The 18,230-nt window shown below is 71.3% G+C and carries 15 protein-coding genes; 3 read left to right on the top strand and 12 right to left on the bottom strand.

Annotation, left to right across the window (positions count from 1 at the left end):
- Window positions 1-98: 98 nt before the first annotated feature.
- The 9 genes from ACTWPW_RS37000 to ACTWPW_RS36960 form a co-directional block, all read right to left on the bottom strand.
- Window positions 99-1,637, bottom strand: a complete 1,539-nt coding sequence (locus ACTWPW_RS37000; protein ID WP_443171387.1) for a long-chain-fatty-acid--CoA ligase — start codon at window positions 1,635-1,637, stop codon at window positions 99-101.
- A gap of 87 nt (window positions 1,638-1,724) precedes the next feature.
- The gene (locus ACTWPW_RS36995; protein ID WP_443171386.1) at window positions 1,725-2,534 is read right to left on the bottom strand and encodes a helix-turn-helix transcriptional regulator; all 810 of its coding nucleotides are present in this window, start codon (window positions 2,532-2,534) and stop codon (window positions 1,725-1,727) included.
- Between the two features lie 98 nt (window positions 2,535-2,632).
- Window positions 2,633-3,493, bottom strand: a complete 861-nt coding sequence (locus tag ACTWPW_RS36990) for an NAD-dependent epimerase/dehydratase family protein (RefSeq protein WP_375118049.1) — start codon at window positions 3,491-3,493, stop codon at window positions 2,633-2,635.
- Window positions 3,490-5,727, bottom strand: coding sequence for an FAD-dependent oxidoreductase (locus ACTWPW_RS36985; protein ID WP_443171385.1), 2,238 nt, complete (start codon window positions 5,725-5,727; stop codon window positions 3,490-3,492). The genes ACTWPW_RS36990 and ACTWPW_RS36985 overlap by 4 nt, the downstream gene beginning before the upstream one ends.
- A complete protein-coding gene (locus tag ACTWPW_RS36980) occupies window positions 5,724-7,979 on the bottom strand; it encodes a hypothetical protein (RefSeq protein WP_443171384.1) in 2,256 nt (751 codons plus the stop codon). Before ACTWPW_RS36980 ends, ACTWPW_RS36985 begins: the two co-directional genes overlap by 4 nt.
- Before the next feature lie 22 nt (window positions 7,980-8,001).
- Window positions 8,002-8,853, bottom strand: coding sequence for a carbohydrate ABC transporter permease (locus ACTWPW_RS36975; protein WP_443171383.1), 852 nt, complete (start codon window positions 8,851-8,853; stop codon window positions 8,002-8,004).
- Complete coding sequence (locus ACTWPW_RS36970; protein ID WP_443171382.1) at window positions 8,850-9,800, bottom strand: carbohydrate ABC transporter permease; 951 nt, start codon at window positions 9,798-9,800, stop codon at window positions 8,850-8,852. The genes ACTWPW_RS36975 and ACTWPW_RS36970 overlap by 4 nt, the downstream gene beginning before the upstream one ends.
- A 26-nt stretch (window positions 9,801-9,826) precedes the next feature.
- Window positions 9,827-11,188, bottom strand: coding sequence for an ABC transporter substrate-binding protein (locus ACTWPW_RS36965; protein WP_443171381.1), 1,362 nt, complete (start codon window positions 11,186-11,188; stop codon window positions 9,827-9,829).
- A gap of 92 nt (window positions 11,189-11,280) precedes the next feature.
- Window positions 11,281-12,252 carry a LacI family DNA-binding transcriptional regulator gene (locus tag ACTWPW_RS36960; protein WP_375118055.1) on the bottom strand — a complete coding sequence of 324 codons (972 nt, stop codon included), beginning with the start codon at window positions 12,250-12,252 and terminating at the stop codon, window positions 11,281-11,283.
- Window positions 12,253-12,414: 162 nt separating this feature from the next.
- Between ACTWPW_RS36960 and ACTWPW_RS36955 the strand changes: the two genes are divergently transcribed.
- Both ACTWPW_RS36955 and ACTWPW_RS36950 read left to right on the top strand, forming a co-directional pair.
- A complete protein-coding gene (locus ACTWPW_RS36955) occupies window positions 12,415-13,557 on the top strand; it encodes a mandelate racemase/muconate lactonizing enzyme family protein (protein ID WP_443171380.1) in 1,143 nt (380 codons plus the stop codon).
- The gene (locus ACTWPW_RS36950) at window positions 13,554-13,763 is read left to right on the top strand and encodes a hypothetical protein (RefSeq protein WP_443171379.1); all 210 of its coding nucleotides are present in this window, start codon (window positions 13,554-13,556) and stop codon (window positions 13,761-13,763) included. The genes ACTWPW_RS36955 and ACTWPW_RS36950 overlap by 4 nt, the downstream gene beginning before the upstream one ends.
- Here ACTWPW_RS36950 and ACTWPW_RS36945 read toward each other — a convergent pair.
- A complete protein-coding gene (locus ACTWPW_RS36945) occupies window positions 13,760-14,551 on the bottom strand; it encodes a phytanoyl-CoA dioxygenase family protein (protein ID WP_443171378.1) in 792 nt (263 codons plus the stop codon). The two genes, ACTWPW_RS36950 and ACTWPW_RS36945, sit on opposite strands and share 4 nt — an antisense overlap.
- A 101-nt stretch (window positions 14,552-14,652) precedes the next feature.
- On the opposite strand from ACTWPW_RS36945, the gene ACTWPW_RS36940 reads away from it, so the two are divergent.
- Complete coding sequence (locus tag ACTWPW_RS36940; RefSeq protein WP_443171377.1) at window positions 14,653-15,534, top strand: helix-turn-helix domain-containing protein; 882 nt, start codon at window positions 14,653-14,655, stop codon at window positions 15,532-15,534.
- 57 nt (window positions 15,535-15,591) lie between these two features.
- On the opposite strand, the gene ACTWPW_RS36935 is transcribed toward ACTWPW_RS36940, so the two are convergent.
- Both ACTWPW_RS36935 and ACTWPW_RS36930 read right to left on the bottom strand, forming a co-directional pair.
- Window positions 15,592-16,140, bottom strand: a complete 549-nt coding sequence (locus ACTWPW_RS36935; protein WP_443171376.1) for a YciI family protein — start codon at window positions 16,138-16,140, stop codon at window positions 15,592-15,594.
- Between the two features lie 97 nt (window positions 16,141-16,237).
- On the bottom strand, window positions 16,238-18,230 hold a 1,993-nt coding region (locus ACTWPW_RS36930; protein WP_443171375.1), incomplete at its 5' end, for a hypothetical protein.

The raw sequence follows: 18,230 nt of genomic DNA, 5'->3' as shown, positions 1-18,230 counted from the left end.
CGCAGTCTCCTTACACCTGTAAGGGCGCCCCCGACATTACCCCTTACACCTGTAAGTCTGCAAGAGTGCTGCCGTCCCCGCCGCCGCGGCGGGCGCGACTACTGGCGCAGCTCGCGTTTGAGGATCTTGCCGGTCGCCGTCATCGGCAGGCGCTCGCGGAACTCGATGATCCGCGGGTACTTGTAGGCCGCCATGTTCTCCCTGCACCAGGCGACGAGCTCGTCCTCGCTCGCCGTCGCGCCGGGCGCCGGGATGACGTAGGCCTTGACCTCCTCGCCGTGCGAGTCGTGGGGCACGCCGACCACCGCCGCCAGCGAGACCGCCGGGTGCGTCATCAGCACCTCCTCCAGCTCGCGCGGATAGACGTTGAAGCCGCCCCGGATGATCATGTCCTTCGTGCGTTCGATGACGGCGTAGTAGCCGTCCTCGTCACGCGTGGCGATGTCGCCGGTGCGGAACCAGCCGTCCCGCATGACCTCCTCGGTGGCCTCGGGCCGCCCGTAGTAGCCCTTCATGACGTTGTGCCCGCGGATGGCGATCTCGCCGGGGCCCCCGCCCTCGACGGTGTTCCAGTCGTCGTCCACCAGCCGCATCTGCACGCCCCAGATGGGGAAGCCGATGGTGCCGGGCTTGGTGGGCCGTCCGGGCTGGTTGAAGCTGGCCACCGGGGAGGTCTCCGACAGGCCGTACCCTTCCAGGATCGGGATGCCGAAGGTGCCCTCGAAGTCCTTGAGCACCTCGACCGGGCAGGACGCCCCGCCCGCCACCGCCAACCGCAGCGTCGAGGGCACCTCGGCGCCGTCGGCGTGGATCTTCGACAGCAGCGCCCAGAACATCGTCGGCACCCCGGCGAACATGGTCACCTTCTCCCTGCGCATGAGCTCCAGCGCCTCACTGGGCTCGAACCGCGGCTGGAGTACGAGGGTGGCGCGGCGGCGCACGCTCACGTTCATGCCCGCGATCTGGCCGAAGGAGTGGAAGAGCGGTAGCACGGTGAGTGAGACGTCGCCGTCGGGGTCGGCGGGGAACATCTCGTCGCTGACGATGGTGTTGGTCAGGATGTTCATGTGGGTCAGCTCGGCGCCCTTGGGCTGCCCGGTGGTGCCGGAGGTGTAGAGGATGGCCGCGGTGTCGTCCGGCCCGGTCCGCACCGTCTCGAACTCCCCGGACATGCCGCTCAGCGCCGCCCAGAACGATTCGCCGTGCTCCGACTCGGTGGCCAGCGGCGTGGCGGGCAGGACGAAGAAGTGCTCGCAGCCCTCGACGGCGTCGAACGCCTGCCGCCCGCGCGCGCCCATGGGCAGCTCGGGGGAGCCCTCGAAGCAGAAGAGCGCCTTGGTGTCGCTGTCGGTCAGGTGGTAGGCGATCTCGCGCGGCTGCAGCAGCACGTTGAGCGGGACCACGGTCGCCCCGGCCTTGAGGATGCCGAAGTAGACGAAGGGGAAGTAGGGCAGGTTCGGGCAGAGCAGCGCGACCTTGTCGCCCCTGCCGATCCCCCTGGCCACCAGGAGGTTGGCCACCTGGTTCGCGACGGAGTCCACCATGGAGTACGGCAGGCGCAGGTCGCCGAAGACCAGGGCGGTGCGGTCTGGGACATTGCGGGCGCTGTCTTCCAGAATGATCGACAGATTGAGCATCGCGGGCCTTCCCTCGGGCTTCTAATACCTGCGTCCGTGGCAAGGATGCGGCGTCGATGCGGTCAGCGCTTGTACGAACGTGTCGAATCAGGGCAGCCAGTCGATGGCGGCGGCCAGCGTGGAGGGCGCGGTCCCGAAGTTGTGCCGGAAGACCCGGGTGAAATGCGACCCGTCGGTGAATCCGGCACCGTGGGCGGCCACCGTCAGCGACTCTCCCGCGGCGACCAGCCTGATCGCATGCTGAAGGCGCTGCCAGCGCACATAGGGCCGCAGCGGGATCCCCACGTGCGCGCTGAACAGATGCGCCAACCGGCTGGGGGACAGGTGTACCGCGGCCGCGAGCACGCCCAGACGCACCGGCCCCCCGGCCAGGAGAGTGGGGATCACGGCTATCGCCATCTCCACCGCCGGGTGAATCGGGATCTCCGCGGCACGACGCTGACCCGTCCAGTCCTCGACGATCTGCAGGGCGGCCGCGGCCTCGGCGGAGTGTTCGTGGCCGTTCGGGGGCCTCGCGAACGTGAGCGGTGCCGCGACCTGGTGGTGTCCCGGGCTCGTGCCGGCGTGCGTCGGACGGGGGAGGGGCGGGCTCCAGGTCGAGGCGCAGGCTCCCGCCCCCGAAGAGGCGAGAAGGGAGCGGCCTGGCGAGCTGCCGGGTTCGAGTTGAGCCAGGAGGGCCCCGCGAGCTCCCGTGAGGATGGCGTGGCCGGTGTCGGGCGGAATGACCGCGGTCCGGGTGGTCAGCCGCCGGCCCTGGGCGTCGGCCATGGTGAAGGGCTCCGCGGAGACGATCAGGTGGACCGCGTGGTGTGCGTGCAGCTGGTTCGTACCGATGGTTCCGCCGTACAGCAGGACGCCGGGGCGGAGCAGACACCAGCCGCGCCAGTGATGCGCCATCACGCCTCCTTCTCCGGATGAGGTTGCCTCAACCTCTGATCGTCGTGGCGGAAGCCCTTTCCGGGAAGGTGCGGCCCCCGAGCGTTCCGCCGGCGGCCCTAAAGGACGAAGTCGGCGGTGAAGCCCAGCAGCCCGGCCGACCGGCTGAGGTCGATCGGCACCGTGCGGCCGGGCAGCGGCGCGCGCAGCTCGGTCGTCGGATGGTAGCGGCGCATCAGGTCCTCGGTCGGATGGGGGACGAGCGTCGTAGGGGCGGCGACCAGCACCGTCCGCGCGCCGGGCCCGGGCACGCCGAGCGCCAGCAGGCACGCGCGGGCCGCGTCGCGCACCTCCAGGTACGCCCACAGCCCGCGCGCGTGCAGGCCGGGGTCGGCCGCGCACGCGGCGGCGAAGTCGCGCAGCCGCTCGTCCACGCCCCCCACGTACGGCAGGCGCAGCGCGACCACGCTCATCCCGTGCCTGCGCGCCATCGTCTCCGCCGTGAGCTCGTCGACCAGCTTCGACAGCGCGTACGGGTCCTCGGCCTGCGACGGCAGGGCGTGGTCGACCGGCGCGTAGGCGGGGTGCAGCTCTTTCGAGGCGAACGCCAGACCGCCGGCCGCCTGCGAGCTCGCCACGCACACCTGCCGAACCCCCGCCAGCCCCGCCTGTTCGAGCACGGTGAAGGTGGACTGGGTGTTGACCGCGAACACCTTCTCGGCCGGCTCCCGCTCCGGGGTCGGGATGGCGGCGAGGTGGATGACGGCGTCGGCCCCCTTCAGCGCGGCGCGTACGGCGGCCGGGTCGGTCGCGTCTCCCACGACCACCAGATCGGCGGGCAGGTCGGCGGGCAGGTCGCCGGGGTCGTCCAGGACGAGCGCACCGGCCGCGATCCCCCGGTCGGCCAGCAGGTCGAGGACCGCCCGCCCGATGCGGCCCGCCGCGCCCGTCACCAGCACCCGCCGCACGCCGCCGCTCACCGCTCGCCTCCCGTCCGTCCGCCGCGCGGACCGTCCTCAGGACGGTACGCCCGGACCGCGACCACGTGGGCCGACGGCGCGCCGTTGGTGGCCTCGACCACGATCCGCAGCGCGTCGGCCGGCACCGGCTCGTCGAGGACGTGCACGTTGCGCCGCCGCCGGTTCTCGCGGGTCTCGGCCACCGCGTGCCAGGCGCCGCCCCGCCGCACCTCGACCCGGTAGTCGCGGACGAGCGTGGGCAGCACCTCGAACGGGGTGCGGTGGTGGTGCAGGTTGATCAGGTCCTCGTTCACGTCGTCGTCGGCGATCACCTCGATGCGCGCGATCGTCACGGGCTCCGCCCACTCCAGATCCAGGCTGGCGGGCAGCGTGCCGGAGACCCACATGTGCGGCCCGGCATAGGGGCGCTGATAGCCGTCCAGAGCCCTGCCCGGCGCGAACGCCTCCGTGCCGCCCGTCTCCAGGCAGAACGTCCGGCGCAGCAGCCCCGTGTCCACCCACTCGCGGAGCGGCTGGGGGCTCTCGTCCTGCGGGCGCAGCGGGATCCGGGTGAAGCAGAGCACGCCGGGCGTCGGCTGGTCGGCGACGTGCAGGCGGACCAGCGGATTGGCCCTGACGACGATGAAGGCGTTGCGCGGCGTGCCGGGCCGCCAGTCCAGGCCCAGGTCGACCCACTGCTTCTCGCCCGCGGACAGGGGGATCGCGCCGGTCGTGACGAGCTCGCGCGGCACGTAGTTCTGCCCGAGCACAGGGTCGTGCAGCTCGACGGTCAGCGTGGTGTCACCGGCCGCGTCGACCAGCAGCCGCACGCCGCCGAGGGCCGGGTCGGCGGGCAGCACCAGCCCCGCGTCCGCGTCGAGCGGCCACGGGTCGGCCGGGGTGTCCACCACCAGGCGGGACAGCGTGCTCGACGCCGACGCGGTGGCGGTGCCCGCGAGGTCGGCCGGGTCGTCGAGCGGCAGCCCGACGATGGAGGCGTCCTCGCGCAGCAGGGTTCGCTGCAGGTCGGCGGCCGGCAGGTCGCGCGGGCGCGTGCCGCGCTCGGCGCAGAGCGCCGCGGCCGTGCCCGCTGCCTGGCCGATCGTGGCGCAGGTGGCCATCACCCTGGTCGAGCCGAACGCCACGTGGGAGGCGGAGATGTTGCGCCCGGCCATGAGCAGGTTGGGCACGTTGACCGAGTAGAGCGAGCGGTAGGGGATGTGGTAGACGCCGTCGGCGTAGCGCTGCTTGGCCCCGGCCTCGGTCGCGTACATGCCCTGCGGCGGGTGCAGGTCGATCGACCAGCCGCCGAACGCGACCCGATCGTCGAACGGCGTCTGGCCGAGGACGTCGTGCTGGGTGAGCACGTAGTCGCCGAGCAGGCGGCGGTACTCCCGCTTGCCCGGCAGCGCGCCCACCCATTCGAGCGTCATCGTGTCGGCGTCGAACTTGCCGGAGTTCTTGATGTAGTCCCAGATGCCGTAGACGACCGACCACAGCTCGTCCCTGATGCGGTCGTTGTCGTGCACGGTGTCCAGCTCGCCGCCGAACTCGATCCACCAGTACGCGCAGCCGTTGTCACCGGCCTTGATGATGCGCCGCTCGGGGATCGAGGTGGTGGTGATGTCCTTGGCGAAGCCGGGCGGGACGTAGCGGACCGGCTCTCCCGCGTCCTTCGTGTAGAACAGCAGCGTGCTGCCCAGCGTGATGTCGTCGGGCTCGTCGGGCGCCCACGGCTCGCCGTACTCCGCCCGGCCCTCGCGGCCGATGCGGTGACGGGCGCCCGCGAGGTGGCCGACCAGGCCGTCGCCGGTGCAGTCGAGGAAGAGCGACGACTCGAACGTGATGAGCCGCTCCGAGCCCATCATCCAGCCCGTGACGGAGGAGATCCCGCTCCCGTCGGCGTCCACGAGGCGGACGTCGGTGTTGAGGTAGAGCGAGACGTTCGGCTCGGCGCGGACCGCGTCCAGCACCGTGGTGTCCCAGAAGTAGGGGTTGCCGAGCGGGTTGCGATACTGGTTCTCGACCAGCAGCTCGCCCATGATGCCGCCCTCGCGGGCGTGGTGGTTCTTGCCGTGGCCGGTCGCGCCGCACACCCAGACGCGCACCTCGCTGCTGGAGTTGCCGCCCAGCACCGGCCGGTTGCCGACCAGCGCCACCGTACGCCCGAGCCGGGCGGCGGCGACGGCCGCGCACACCCCGGCCAGGCCGCCACCCACGACGGTGATGTCATGACTTACGGTTTCTTGTCTCATTCGCTCAATCCGTAGTAGACACGGGGCGCGCCGTCCAGGACCACCCGCACCTTGCCGTTGTAGACAGGCAGGGTGCGCTCGCGGCCGATGCAGTCCACCTCGCGGACCGTGGCGCCCCCGGCGGGCAGGAGCAGGGGGGTCTTGGTGGGCCAGTGGTCGGCCCAGGCCTCCTTGTGCGGATACCACTGGTCGGTGCCGTGGTCCGCGTGCTGGAGATAGCCGTCCTTGCGGCTCCACAGGATCGAGAACCCGTCGAACAGCAGGCCCTTGAGCTCCGGGTCGGGGAACGTCAGCCAGCGGACGAACCTCGCTCCCTCCAGGATCCGCGTGGCCGTGGCGTAGGCCAGCAGCGCGGCCTTGGCGCTGGTGTCGCGGTTCATCAGCCCGAAGTGGTATTCGGGGTTGGCGGGGTCGGCCTCCTGCGGATGGTGGATCGTGCTGTCGTGGGGCTGGTACCAGTTCACCCCGTCCACGCCCGCCGAGACCGCCAGCGCCAGGGTGAGCAGCACGTTCTCGGCCGCCTGCCGGTGGTTGTCGTTCCACCACCGGTTCGGCCTGGTGCAGGCGTACGCCTCGGTGAGCCACAGCTCCTTGCCGCCGCCCTGCTCGTCGATGGTCCTGCGGGCCTCCCGCAGCGCGCCGAGGAAGTTCCAGTACGTGCCGTTCTCGCCCTGCTCCCACTCTTCGGGCGGTGGCGCGTAGTCGGGGGTGAAGTTGCCGCGCCCCGGATGGATGGCGAACCCGTCGATCAGGTCCCAGCCGCCCGCCTCGATGAACTTCGCGGTCCACACCGTGTCCATGCCGCCGAGGCCGCAGTTCATCAGCTTGATGCCGGAGTCCTTGAGCCGGTCGTGGATCGGCTTGAGCCCGTCGCGGATGTACTCGGGCACCCGCTTGCCCTGCATCCACGGGTTGTTCAGCTCGTTGGCCACCTCGAAGTAGCGGGCGCCCGACGCCCTGGCGATCGCCGCCCGGTCGTCGGCCCAGGCGGCGATCTGCTCGGGCGTGCCGTTGAAGATGACGCCGCCGAGCTGCACGTTGTGCGGGACGCCGAGCGCGTCCAGCTCGGCGGGCGAGTGGCCCGGCGCGCCGTCGTAGGCGATGCGTACCGACTTCACGCCGATCCTGCGCATCAGCGCGCCGACCGACTCCTTGTCCGGCACCAGCATCCAGAAGTAGTTGGCGACGCCGAACCTCCCCTCGGCCTGGTAGTCGTACGGCTTGAGCGTGGCCAGGTTCGTCCGGGCGAACGCCTCGTCGGTGTCGTCGGCGACCGCCTTGACCTCGGCGAACAGAATGCCCTGCGGGGAGCCCCCGACCGTGAACGTCTCGTCCCAGACCGCGCCGGGCGCGAGCGTCCTGGTCAGCGCGCCGTGCGCGGCCTTCCTGCCGTCGAAGTCGCGGGCGCACCAGCTCAGCCGTACGCTGCGCTCGGTGGCCGAGCCGTTGACGACCTGGGCCCTGAGCCGCATGCTCGCGTTCGGCTCGTGCAGGCCGAACGGCTGGTCGCACCAGGCGTCCACGCTCAGCGGGAGCCCGGTGGCGATCCCGTTGGCGGCCGACGGGCGCATCGCCCCGAGCACCAGCTCGGCCTCGGTCACGGTCCCGGTGGTGGCGGGGGCGTGGATCCAGGTGGCGTTGGTGAAGCCGGGCGTGGTCTTGTCCAGGCGGAAGAACGCGGCGGTGTCCGTCCAGGTCTCCTGGTAGAGGGCGCCGGCGTTGACCTCGTACGGGACGCCGCCGCGCGGGTCGCGGGTCCACCTGGTGACGGGCACGTACCGCTCGGGCGCCGACGGGCCGAGCACGGTCCTGGCGAACATGAAGCCGGAAGGCGTCAGGGTGGCGCTGCCGCTCACCTCCCAGCGCAGGTGCGCCCTGCGGGCGGAGACGGTGAACAGGCCACGCACCTTGACCTGCTGGGCCGACGCCGACATCACATAGTCGACCTGGATGGCGGGCTTGCCGTCCACCGTCACCAGCGAGGGCGTGCCGCCGAACGTGCGCTGCTGCCCGAGCACGCTGTCCTTGATCATGAAGTGGCTGAGCCGGAGGCGGTCGGCGTCGTCGCGCACCAGGATCGAGCCGCCCTCCTCGGCGATCAGCGTGATGCCGTCGGCCTGGACGGAGATCGGCTCGGCGACGGCGGCGCCGCCGGTCGCGGTGCCGGCCGCCGCGGCGGGTGTGGCGACGAAGGTGGCGCCGGCCGCGGCCGGGAGAGCCTGGAAGAGGATACGACGGGAAATTTCGGCCATGGGGGGTGCCTTTCGTTAAATGTCAGCCCTTGATGCCGGTGAAGCCGAGCCCGGCCACGATGTGCTTCTGGAAGACCAGGAACACCAGCACCGGAGGCGCCAGTGCCATCGCCATGGCGGCGATCAGCTCGTCCTGCGGCGCCTGCTCGGCCAGGCTGGCCAGGGCCACGCTGATCGGCTGCTTCTCGGGATCGGTGATGGCCACGAGCGGCCAGATGAAGTCCTTCCAGCTGTGCATGACGGCCAGCAGGCTGATCACGGCCAGGATCGGCCGGCTCATCGGCAGCACGATCCTGGTCAGCAGCTGCCACGTGTTCGCCCCGTCCACCCGCGCCGCCGCGAACAGCTCGGGCGGCAGCGCGTCGAAGAACCGCTTGGCCAGCAGCACGTTGAACGCATAGGCGCCGGAGGGCAGCCAGATCGACCAGTACGAGTCCACCAGCCCCAGGTCGATGACCGTCAGGAACAGGCTGGTCATCGAGACCGTGTAGGGCACGAACATCGTGGCCAGGATCGCGCCGTAGACGTACTTGCCGAACCGGGGTCGCAGCACCGACAGCGCGAAGCCGGCGGTGATCGCCACGACGAGCTGCACCGCCCACGAACCGCCCACCACCTGCACGGTGTTGAGGAGGTAGTGGCCGATGCCGAGGTCGTCCCAGGCGGTGGCGAAGTTCTCCGGGCGCGGGTCGGCGGGCCACAGGTCGAGCGGCTTGGAGATCAGGTCGGCGCTCGGCGACACGGCGCCCTTGACCGTCATGTAGAGCGGGCCGAGGCCGATCAGGACCAGGAAGGCCAGCGTGAGCGCCTGGATCGTGCGCAGCCCCGCCCTGACCGCCGGGCGGCGCTCCTCGACAGGTGAGATCAGGCTCATGACGCGCTCCAGCTCCTGGTGGCCCGCAGGTAGACGGCCGACAGCAGGCCGAGGACGATCGCCAGCAGGAACGACAGCGCCGCCGCCTGACCGTAGGCGCCGTCCTGGAAGGCGTACCTGAAGATCAGCAGCAGGACGGTGAGCGTGGCGTTCTCCGGGCCGCCGCCGGTGAAGACGTACGGTTCGGTGAAGACCTGCATGGTGTTGATGAGCTGCATGAGCAGCAGCAGGCCGATCACCGGGCGGAGCTGGGGAAGCGTGATGTGCCACACGCGCGTCCGGATGGAGGCCCCGTCCATCTGGGCGGCCTCGTACAGCTCGGACGGGACGCCGACGATCGCGGCCAGGTAGATCAGCACCGCGCCGCCCATGCCCGCCCAGGTGGACTGCAGGACCAGGCTGACCATCGCCGTGTCCGGCGAGTCCAGCCACGGGTAGGGCCCCAGCCCCACGAGGCCGAGCAGCCCGTTGAACAGGCCGTGCCCCGGGTCGTAGAACCACTTCCAGAGCAGGATCGCCACCACGGGCGGCACCACCACGGGCAGGTAGACGAGGAAGCGGTAGACGCCCGCGCCTCTGCGCACGGTGGACAGCACCACGGCCAGCACCAGCGGCGCGGGGAAGCCGATGAGCAGTGCCAGCCCGACGAACACCAGCGTGTTGGCGACGGCCGTGCCCAGCAGCGGGTCGGCGAACAGGGCGCGGAAGTTGTCCAGGCCGACCCAGGCGGCTGGGTCGACCAGGTTCGTCTCCTGGAAGCTGATGAGCAGGCCTCTGACGATCGGCCACCAGGAGAACACCCCGAACACCACCAGCGCCGGGACCAGGAACACCAGCGCGGTCAGCGTGTGCCGGCCCTTCCTGACCGCCGCTCTCGTGGGCTCCGCCCGGACCGCGGACGCGGCGGGCGGGGACGCGGCGGGCGGGGACACGGTGGGCGGGGACACGGTGGGCGTCCCGGTGCGGCCGGCACTCACTGCCTGGCCGCCGCGAGCTTGGCGTTGACGTCCGTCTCCGCCTTGGCCAGCAGGTCGTCCACGGACGCGTTCTTGTCGGTGAGCACCGCCTGGACCACCGTGTCGAGCACCGCGTACACCTGCTGGGCCTGGACGGCGGGCTCGGGGCGCAGGGTGAGCGACGGGGTGCCCTCCAGCCACGGGCGGAAGTGCTCGAGCTTGACGTTCACGTACGGCTTGACGGCCTCGTCGATCCTGGCCTGCTGCGTGGCGTCGAACATCGGCAGCGTGGGCACCCCGACCGCGGACTCGGGGTCGGCGGCCAGCTGCTTGGCCCTGGAGGCGGCCACGGCCGGGTCGTGCTGCGGCTCGGCGTAGGCGAACAGCAGCCACTTCACCGCCGCGGCGGCCTTCTCCGCCGTCACGGACTTGGGCACCAGGTAGACGTCGCCGCCGGTCAGCGTGGCGTTCCCGCCGGCCTGCGGGAGCGGGCCGACGCCGAACGCGTCAGTGTTCTCCATCCCGTACGTCATCTTGGCCAGCCGGTAGGTGCCCGGCGTGCCCATGTACATGCCGATCTCACCCGCGGCGAACCGCTTGATCACATCGTTCTGGTCGTTGAGCTGCGAGTCGCCCATGGAGTCGTCCGTCCAGCGCATCTCCTTGAGCAGGCCCAGCGCCTTCTTCACCGGGTCGGCGTTGAAGGCGGCCACGTGCCTGCCGCCCTCCTCGCGCTCGATCTCGCCGCCGTGCGCGTAGGCGAGCATGGTGAGCTGCCAGCCGCCCTGGTTGCTCTTCGACTCGTGGACGAAGCCCGCCTTGCCGGTCTTGTCGGCGATGGCCTTGGCCGCGGTGCGGACCTCGTCCCACGTCTTCGGCGGCTTGTCGGGGTCGAGCCCGGCCTTGGTGAACAGGTCGCGGTTGTAGACCAGGCCCTGGGCGAAGGGCGCCTGCGGGACGCCGTACACCTCGCCGGCCGCGTCGCTGAGCGGGCGCAGGACCTGGGGGTTGAACTCCTTGTAGTGGGCCCACCCCGACAGCTCATTGGTGAGCGGCCTGACCTGCTTGCGGGCGATGAGGCCCTGCGGCTCGGTCAGCGGGACCTTGATCACCTCTTCGACCTTGCCGCCCGCCAGCTTGGCGGAGAACGTGAGCGGGTCGAACACCGTGGTCGAGCCCTGCACCTTGATCCCGGGATTCTGCCTCTCGAACTCCGCCACCATCTTCTTGAACTGCTCCAGACCCGGTTTGTCCGTGGCGGGAGGCATGCCCTGGACCCGGATCACGACGGTTCCGGGCTCGCCGGAGGAGGGGGACCCGCATCCGGTCAGCGCCGTGGTGAGTACGGCGCAGCCGAGGAGGCCGGCGGTCAGCTTCATGATGACTCCTGTGGTGGAGGTGGCGCACGTCGAGATGGCGGCAGGGCGCGGCGGCCGTGCCGGAAAGGGGTTTCGCTGAAGGGAGGGAGGGCTCAGCCGGGGGCGGGGCCCGTGGAGGCTCGGGGGATCAGGCGCGAGCCGATCTCGACGGTCCGCGCCTCGCCCCTGCCCGTGATGGTGTTGATGAGCAGGTCGGCGGCCCGGGTGGCGACCTCGTCGGCCGAGATCCTGATCGTGGTGAGCGACGGGGTGGAGGTGGCGGCGAGCAGCGTGTCGTCTATTCCGATCACGCTCACCCGGTCGGGCACGCCGATGCCGAGCTTGGCGAACTGGTGCAGCACTCCGAGCGCCACCAGGTCGTTGTGCGCGAGCACCGCCGTCGCCTCGCCCGCCGCGACGAGCGTCGCCGCGTGCACGCCGGTCTCGAAGCGGGGGTCGTACGGGCCGAGCTCGGTCAGCGTCAGGTCGTGGGCCTCGAAGACCTCCCTGATGGACTTGCCGCGGCCGTGCTCGCCGTGCTCGGCGTTGACGAAGACGCACCGGGTGTGCCCGTACGCCTTGAGGTGCTCGGCGGCCTGCGCGATCCCCTGCGACAGGGAGATGCGCAGCTCGGGCAGCCCTTCGACGTGCCGGTTGACCAGGACGGTGGGCATCTCGGCGCCGAGCTCGCGCAGCCGTTCCGCCGGCAGGGTGGACGCCCACAGGATCAGGCCGTCCACCTGCTTGGACACCGCGGCGATGGTCTCCAGCTCGTCGTACTCGCGCTCGTCGGTGTCGGCGGCCAGCACGGTGTAGCCGAGCCGCCTGGCGCGGGCCTGCATCGCCTTGAAGATCGGCGGGAAGAAAGGGTTCGCTATGTCGGGGATGATCAGACCGATCGACCCCGTCCTGCCGCCGCGCAGTGAGCGGGCGGCGGGGTTGGGCGAGTAGCCCAGATCGGCCGCCGCCTCGCGGACGCGCTGCAGGGTCTGCGGCTGCACCTGCTCCGGCGCGGTGAACGCGCGGGAGACCGTCGAGACGGACACCCCGGCCGCGCTCGCCACCTGCTTGATCGTTACCGCCACCGGTTCCGCCCTCCCGTGTCACTGGTTGGGAGGATCGTTGCAAACGTTCCCGGAATGCGTCAAGAGTGTTTCATCCAGGAAAATACCTGACCTATTCAACTCTGCGGTGCTCTGTCATGATGCATCCCTGAGTGTTTGCGGGATCGTTTTCAAAGGAGTCAGATGAAGATCACCGGCTGGGAACTGCTCACCCTGCCCGATCACGGCGACAGCATGATGCTGCTGGTCATCGACACCGACGAGGGCCTGTACGGCCTGGGCGAGGTCGGCATCAGATCGAGGCAGAAGGCCGTGGCCGGGGGCATCGAGCACCTGGGCGAGCTCCTGATCGGCGAGGACCCCACCAGGATCGAGCACTTGTGGCAGGTGCTGTTCCGGCGCGGGTTCTTCCCCGCCGACCGGTTCCTGTCAGCCGCGATCGCCGCAGTGGACGTGGCCCTGTGGGACATCCGCGGCAAAGCCCTCGGCGTGCCGGTCTACGAGCTGTTCGGCGGGCGGGTGCGCGACCACGTGCCGGCCTACACGCACCTGGGCGACGACTACCACGACGTGGAGGCGTTCCTGGACAAGGCGCGCGGCCTGGTCTCCGACGGCTGGCGGCACCTTCGCTTCGCGGTGCCGCACGCGCCGGACGGGGTGCTCGACCAGCGGGCCTCGATGCGGGCGGGGATCGCGCTGTTCCACCGGATGCGGGAGGTGGTGGGCGAGGAGGTGGAGCTGATCCTCGACGTGCACACCAGGTTCGACCCGCCGGAGGCGGTCACGCTGTGCAGGGAGATCGAGGCGGCGCGGCCGTACTTCGTGGAGGACCCGCTGCGCAGCGAGGGCCTGGACGCCTACCGCATGCTCAGGGCCCGTACGGCGGTGCCGCTGGCGGCGGGCGAGCAGTTCGGCTCGAAGTGGGAGTTCCAGCGCCTGGTGGAGCCGGACCTGATCGACTACGCCCGCGTGGACGTGGCCGTGGCGGCCGGGCTCACCGAGGCCAGGAAGATCGCGGCGATGTGCGAGACGCACTACATCAGGCTCGCCACCCACAACCCGCTCGGCCCGGTGACCGCGGCCTCCTCGCTGCACCTGAACCTCGCGACCCCGAACGCCGCGATCCAGGAGCACCAGGCCCCGCCTGAGCCCGCGATCGACGCGCTGTTCACGGCCCGGCCCACGATCAGGGCCGGGCGCGTGGAGCTGCCGGAGCTGCCCGGGCTCGGCGTGGACCTCGACCGGACCGCGGCCCGCCGCTACCAGGCCGTCGCCGCCGAGCGCCCGCACCTGCGGACTCCGGACGGGGCCTTCACCAACTGGTGAGCCTTCGGCGTTCCGCCCTCGCGGGCGCGCTCGCCATGGGCGTCGCCATGGCCGCCGTCGGGTTCACCCCCATTCCGGGGCCGTCCCGGCGTTTTCATGGTGAAGCGCCTCGCGAACGGGCGGATCGCACCGAAGACGCGGTCCATCTCGATCCGGTCGTTCTCGACCCGCACCATCCGGGTCTGCCCGAACAAGTGGTGATCTAGGCCCAGGGGCGGGGGAAGGTGTCGCCGTCCAACCCGGCACCCACGGCGAGCCCGAGGGGATCTGTCACGATGTGCTCGGTCCCGCTGTAGCGGGTCGCCTCGTCCATGTAGATGACGACGTGCGCGAACCGGGCCTGATCGGTGCGGTTGGGCAGCGCCATGTGGCCGGTGTAGCCGCTGTGGAAGGTGCAGTCGCCGGCGCGGAGCGGCACCGTGACCCGGGGGATCCAGCGCAGGGACGGGTCCATCTCGAACAGGTCCTCCTCGCGGTGGAGGTCCTGCGGGCGCAGGCCGGTCCGATGCTGGGTGCCGGGCAGGAAGGTCATGCACCCCCGCTCCGGGGGAACGTCGACCAGCGCTATCCACGCCGACAGCGGGAGCCGGTCGCCCGCGTGCGGCCAGTACGGGCGGTCCTGGTGGAACTCGGTGGCGGCGTTGTTGTGCGGCTCCTTGACCAGCATCTGGTCGTGCCAGAGCCGCAGCGGGAACCCGGCGAGCTGCTCGGCGATCCGGCCGAGCCGCCGGTCGAGCGTGAGCTCCCGAAGCGTCCGGTCCTGTCGCCAGACGTTGACCAGCTGGCTGAAGACGCCTCGCGTCTCCAGGCTCTCCGCGCGGTGCGCCCGCAGGAACGCCTCGGCGCCGGCCCGGAAGCGCTCGATCCGGCCGGGCTCGAGAACGCCACGCACTCGGACGAAACCGTGTTCGCGGTACGCCGCCACCAGCTCGTCCGGCACCCGGCCGTCGGGGCCGACATCGCTGCCGGGCTGCCGGGTCGTGGTCGTCGCCATCACTGACCTCCGAGGTTCTTGCCGTTGGGATGCTCCAAGCGTCGTCGTAGCGTGCCGCCCGGGGCTAGGCCGATCCCGGCGTGTGGTCGTACGATCCCGACATGCCTGCCACGCTGCACGAGCACGCGCTGTTCGCCGGGGACCCGGTCCTGGCAGGTGTCCACCACCTGGATCTCGACATCGAGCCGCACGCGCACGACTTCCTCGAGATCGCCGTGATCGGAGCCGGTCACGGCCGGCACGTGACCAGCCAGGGCGAGCATCCGCTGCGGCGCGGGCAGGTCATCGTGCTCCGCCCCGGTGCCTGGCACGGGTTCCGCGACTGCGCCGGCCTGACCGTCGCCAACTGCTGCCTGTCCGCCCAGGCGCTACGGGCCGAGCTGGCGGCGCTGCACGACCTCCCGATGCTGCGCCGGATGCTGTGGACCGACCCGGTGGCCTCCGGCACGCACGGCGTGGCGGTCACGACCGCCGATCCGGCCGCCGCCGAGGAGGCCATCGCGGAGATCACCCTGCTCGAACGGGACCTCGGGGCCGAGCAGAGCCGGCCGGGCCGCGTGCTGGGCCGACTGGTCACCGTGCTCGGCATCCTGGCCGACGGCCGTGACCCCGGGCAGCAGACGATCGAGCCCGCCGTCCACCCCGCCGTCGCCGCCACCATCGCCCGGCTCGAGGCGGCGCCCGCCCACCCGTGGCGGCTGGACGAGCTCGCCCGATCGATCAACCTGGATCCCACCCACCTCGGCCGGCTGTTCCGGCGGCACGTCGGGCTGACGCCACTGGGCTTCCTGGCCCGGCTGCGGGCCGAGCGCGCCGCCACGTTGCTGGCGCAGTCGACCCTGCCGGCCGCCCGGGTCGGCGCCGCCGTCGGCTGGGACGACCCGACCTACTTCGCCCGCCGCTTCCGGACGCTGGTCGGGCTGACACCCACCGAATACCGGCGGCGCAGCCGATCGGCCGCCCGTGCTCAGCGGGGATCCTGATGCGCTCCGCGGGCTCACGGGTCCGCGCCCGAGCGCGCCGGCACGGTCACCTGCTCATCAGCGTCGCCCGCCGAACTCCCAGTCGTGGACCTCGATGCCGGCGTACCGGTCCAGGGTCAGGACGGCGCGTGCCGCGTCCGGGTCCGGAGCCCGGACCAGGGCCGCCGTACCCAGCCAGGCGGCGCCGTCGTCGGACAGCAGCGGCCCGTACGCGATCAGCTCGTCCCGGTCGGGCGGCGGGACGAGGTCCGCGGCCTGCCCGGAGCCGAGGCCCAGCACCAGATACCGGTGGCCGCCTTCCCGGCCGCCGGGGAAGTCCCACATGGTGCGCCCCAGCACGTTCCGCCAGCGACGCAACATCACATCCCGGTACACCCCGGCCTGGTAGTTGGGCTCGTCGAAGGCGAACGCGCGCGCGGTGGCGGGATCCGGCAGGTCGACGATGTGCACGCTGCCGGTGGCCGTTTCGCCGCCGCGGGCGAAGGTCGGGCCACGGGCGATCAGCTCCGCCGCGTACCGGTCCATGTAGGACCAGTGCGCTTCCAGCAACTCCTCGCGCAGCGCCGCGGAGTCAGGCCGGTCCCGGTGATAACAGAAGAACTCCATGGCAGGAGTACCTACCACGGGCGGGGAACTCCCCGTCTGACCACTGGGTCGCCCTGACCGCCGACATCCCCGCACACAAGCCCGCGAGCGTCCCGGGCTACTGGCGGGAGAGCGCGCGGGTGAGGCCCGCCAGGATGGTCGTCGCGAGGATCCACCCCGCGGCGATCATCGCGGCGGCGAGCCACTGATGTGTGCCGCGCGCGCCGAAAGCGCCCTCCTGGCCGAAGCTGATGATCGGGAGCAGCAGGTCCAGGGTGTAGAGGAAGGCGTTGAAGCGGGGCGCCTCGGCCGGCTTGAAGGCCACCGGGTGGTGGGCGGTGAAGGCGAGCGTACCCATGAGGAGCAGGGCCGCGAGCCAGAGCGCGGCACGGAACGGGCGGTAGCCGTACCCGACGGTCCAGTCCTGCAGATACCCCCAGAGCCGCGCCCCGAGCCGTTGCCCCGCCCGACGGCGCCGCTGTTTGGCCAGCAGCACGTCCCTGGCGGCCTCGTCGTGACCGTGCCTGCGGTAGACGGTGGCCAACTGCTCGTACGGTTGGGGCAGGTAACCCTCCTTGGCCAGCCAGTCAAGGCGCTCCTGGACAGGCAGGAGAGCCTCCAGGTTGTCGTAGGTGAAACCGTTGAGCCGGAGCCGATCGGGCCACCGGCCGGGAACGTCGTCGAGCACGCCGACCCGGGTGTGGCGAAGATCGACGGCGCCGAGCAGGACGGTCTCCGGCCCGATCCTCAGCGAAGCCGCCTGGACGCCACGCAGGTGAAGGTCACCGTCGATGGTGGTCTCCGCGAAGCACAGGGTGGTGGCGATCCGGGAGTCTCTGATCGAGAGGGTTCCCTTGGCCGTGAAGCCTTCGCAGCAGTCGACGCCACCGCCCGCGATCACCTGCCACAGGGACAGGACCCTCCCGCCAGGATTGCTGAGGACAGCGCCGTGGAAGGCCACGCTGCCCTCGACCCTGGCGTCTATGAGCACGATCTCCCCATCGGCGCTGAAGGCCTCGCTGCAGCTGAGCCTGCCGGTCACTCCCAGCCGCCGCAGTGAGAGCGCCGTCGCACCCGGGTTGGACAGCTGCCCGCCGTCGACGTTGACCGATCCGCGGACCTGCGTCGAGTCCAGGAAGACCTCCCCGGTGGCCACGAAGCCCGGTGTGGCGCGCAGCCCGCTGCCGAGCTCCATCAGCGGCGCGTTGAGCGCGCGTTCTCCCGGATTGACGAGGGTCGCGTGAGCGAGTGAGAGCGAACCGGCCACGCGGGCCCCCCGCAGGAGGACCTCGCCCTCGGCGGTGAAGCTCTCATTCAGCAGCAGCCCACCCTCGACGGTGAGCCTCTCCGCGTTGAGGGCGACGCCGGAGGGATTGGACAGCCGAGCTCCGCTGAACGCGCACGTGCGTCCCACCCGGGCGTCCTGCACGCTCAGCTCGCCGTACGAGCGGAAGCCGTGGCCGCACGACAACCCGCCGTCGATGACGGTCCCGTCGGCGGTGAGGCTGCCGCCGCCCGGCCGCCCGACCTGCGCGCCGTCGAGGATCATCGTCCCGGCGATCCGGGCGCCCGCCATGCGGATCTCACCGTCGATGACGGCGTTCGCGCACAGCAGGTCCCGGTCGACGATCAGGCCGGCGGCGTGGACGGCCAGATCGGCGTTGATCGCCGTACCGCTGAGGTCCAGCGTCCCGGACACGTGCGCCCCACCGACCTGAACCGGGCCGTCCATCCGGCACCCTTCCAGGCGCAGGCCCCCGCCGATCACGGCGTCTCCGGCCCGCAGCCCGGGTAACCGGGAAACCGAGAGGTCCACCAGGCCGGTGCGGGCTCCGGTGAGGACCGGCGCTTCCTCGAAGTCGCAGCCGGTCAAGATCAGCGGGTGCTGGACCTCGGCGTACGACAGGTCCAGCCGGCCGGCGATCCGGGCTCCGGACAGACGCACGCCGGGCGTCTGCCCTGGAAGGCGCTCCTGGGCCCCGAGCAGCAGCCTCGCGATGACCGCGGCCCGAACCGGGGAGCCGGGGAGATCTACCGGACGCGCCGCGGGGAACGCCTCCCAGAGGGCGCGTTCCGGCTCGGAAAGATCCTCGATCATCACAGGGGCACTC

This window comes from Nonomuraea sp. KM90 (assembly GCF_052246675.1).
GTDB lineage: Bacteria > Actinomycetota > Actinomycetes > Streptosporangiales > Streptosporangiaceae > Nonomuraea.
Note: the sequence above shows the minus strand (reverse complement) of the source record. Positions and strands in the feature narration are given on the sequence as shown.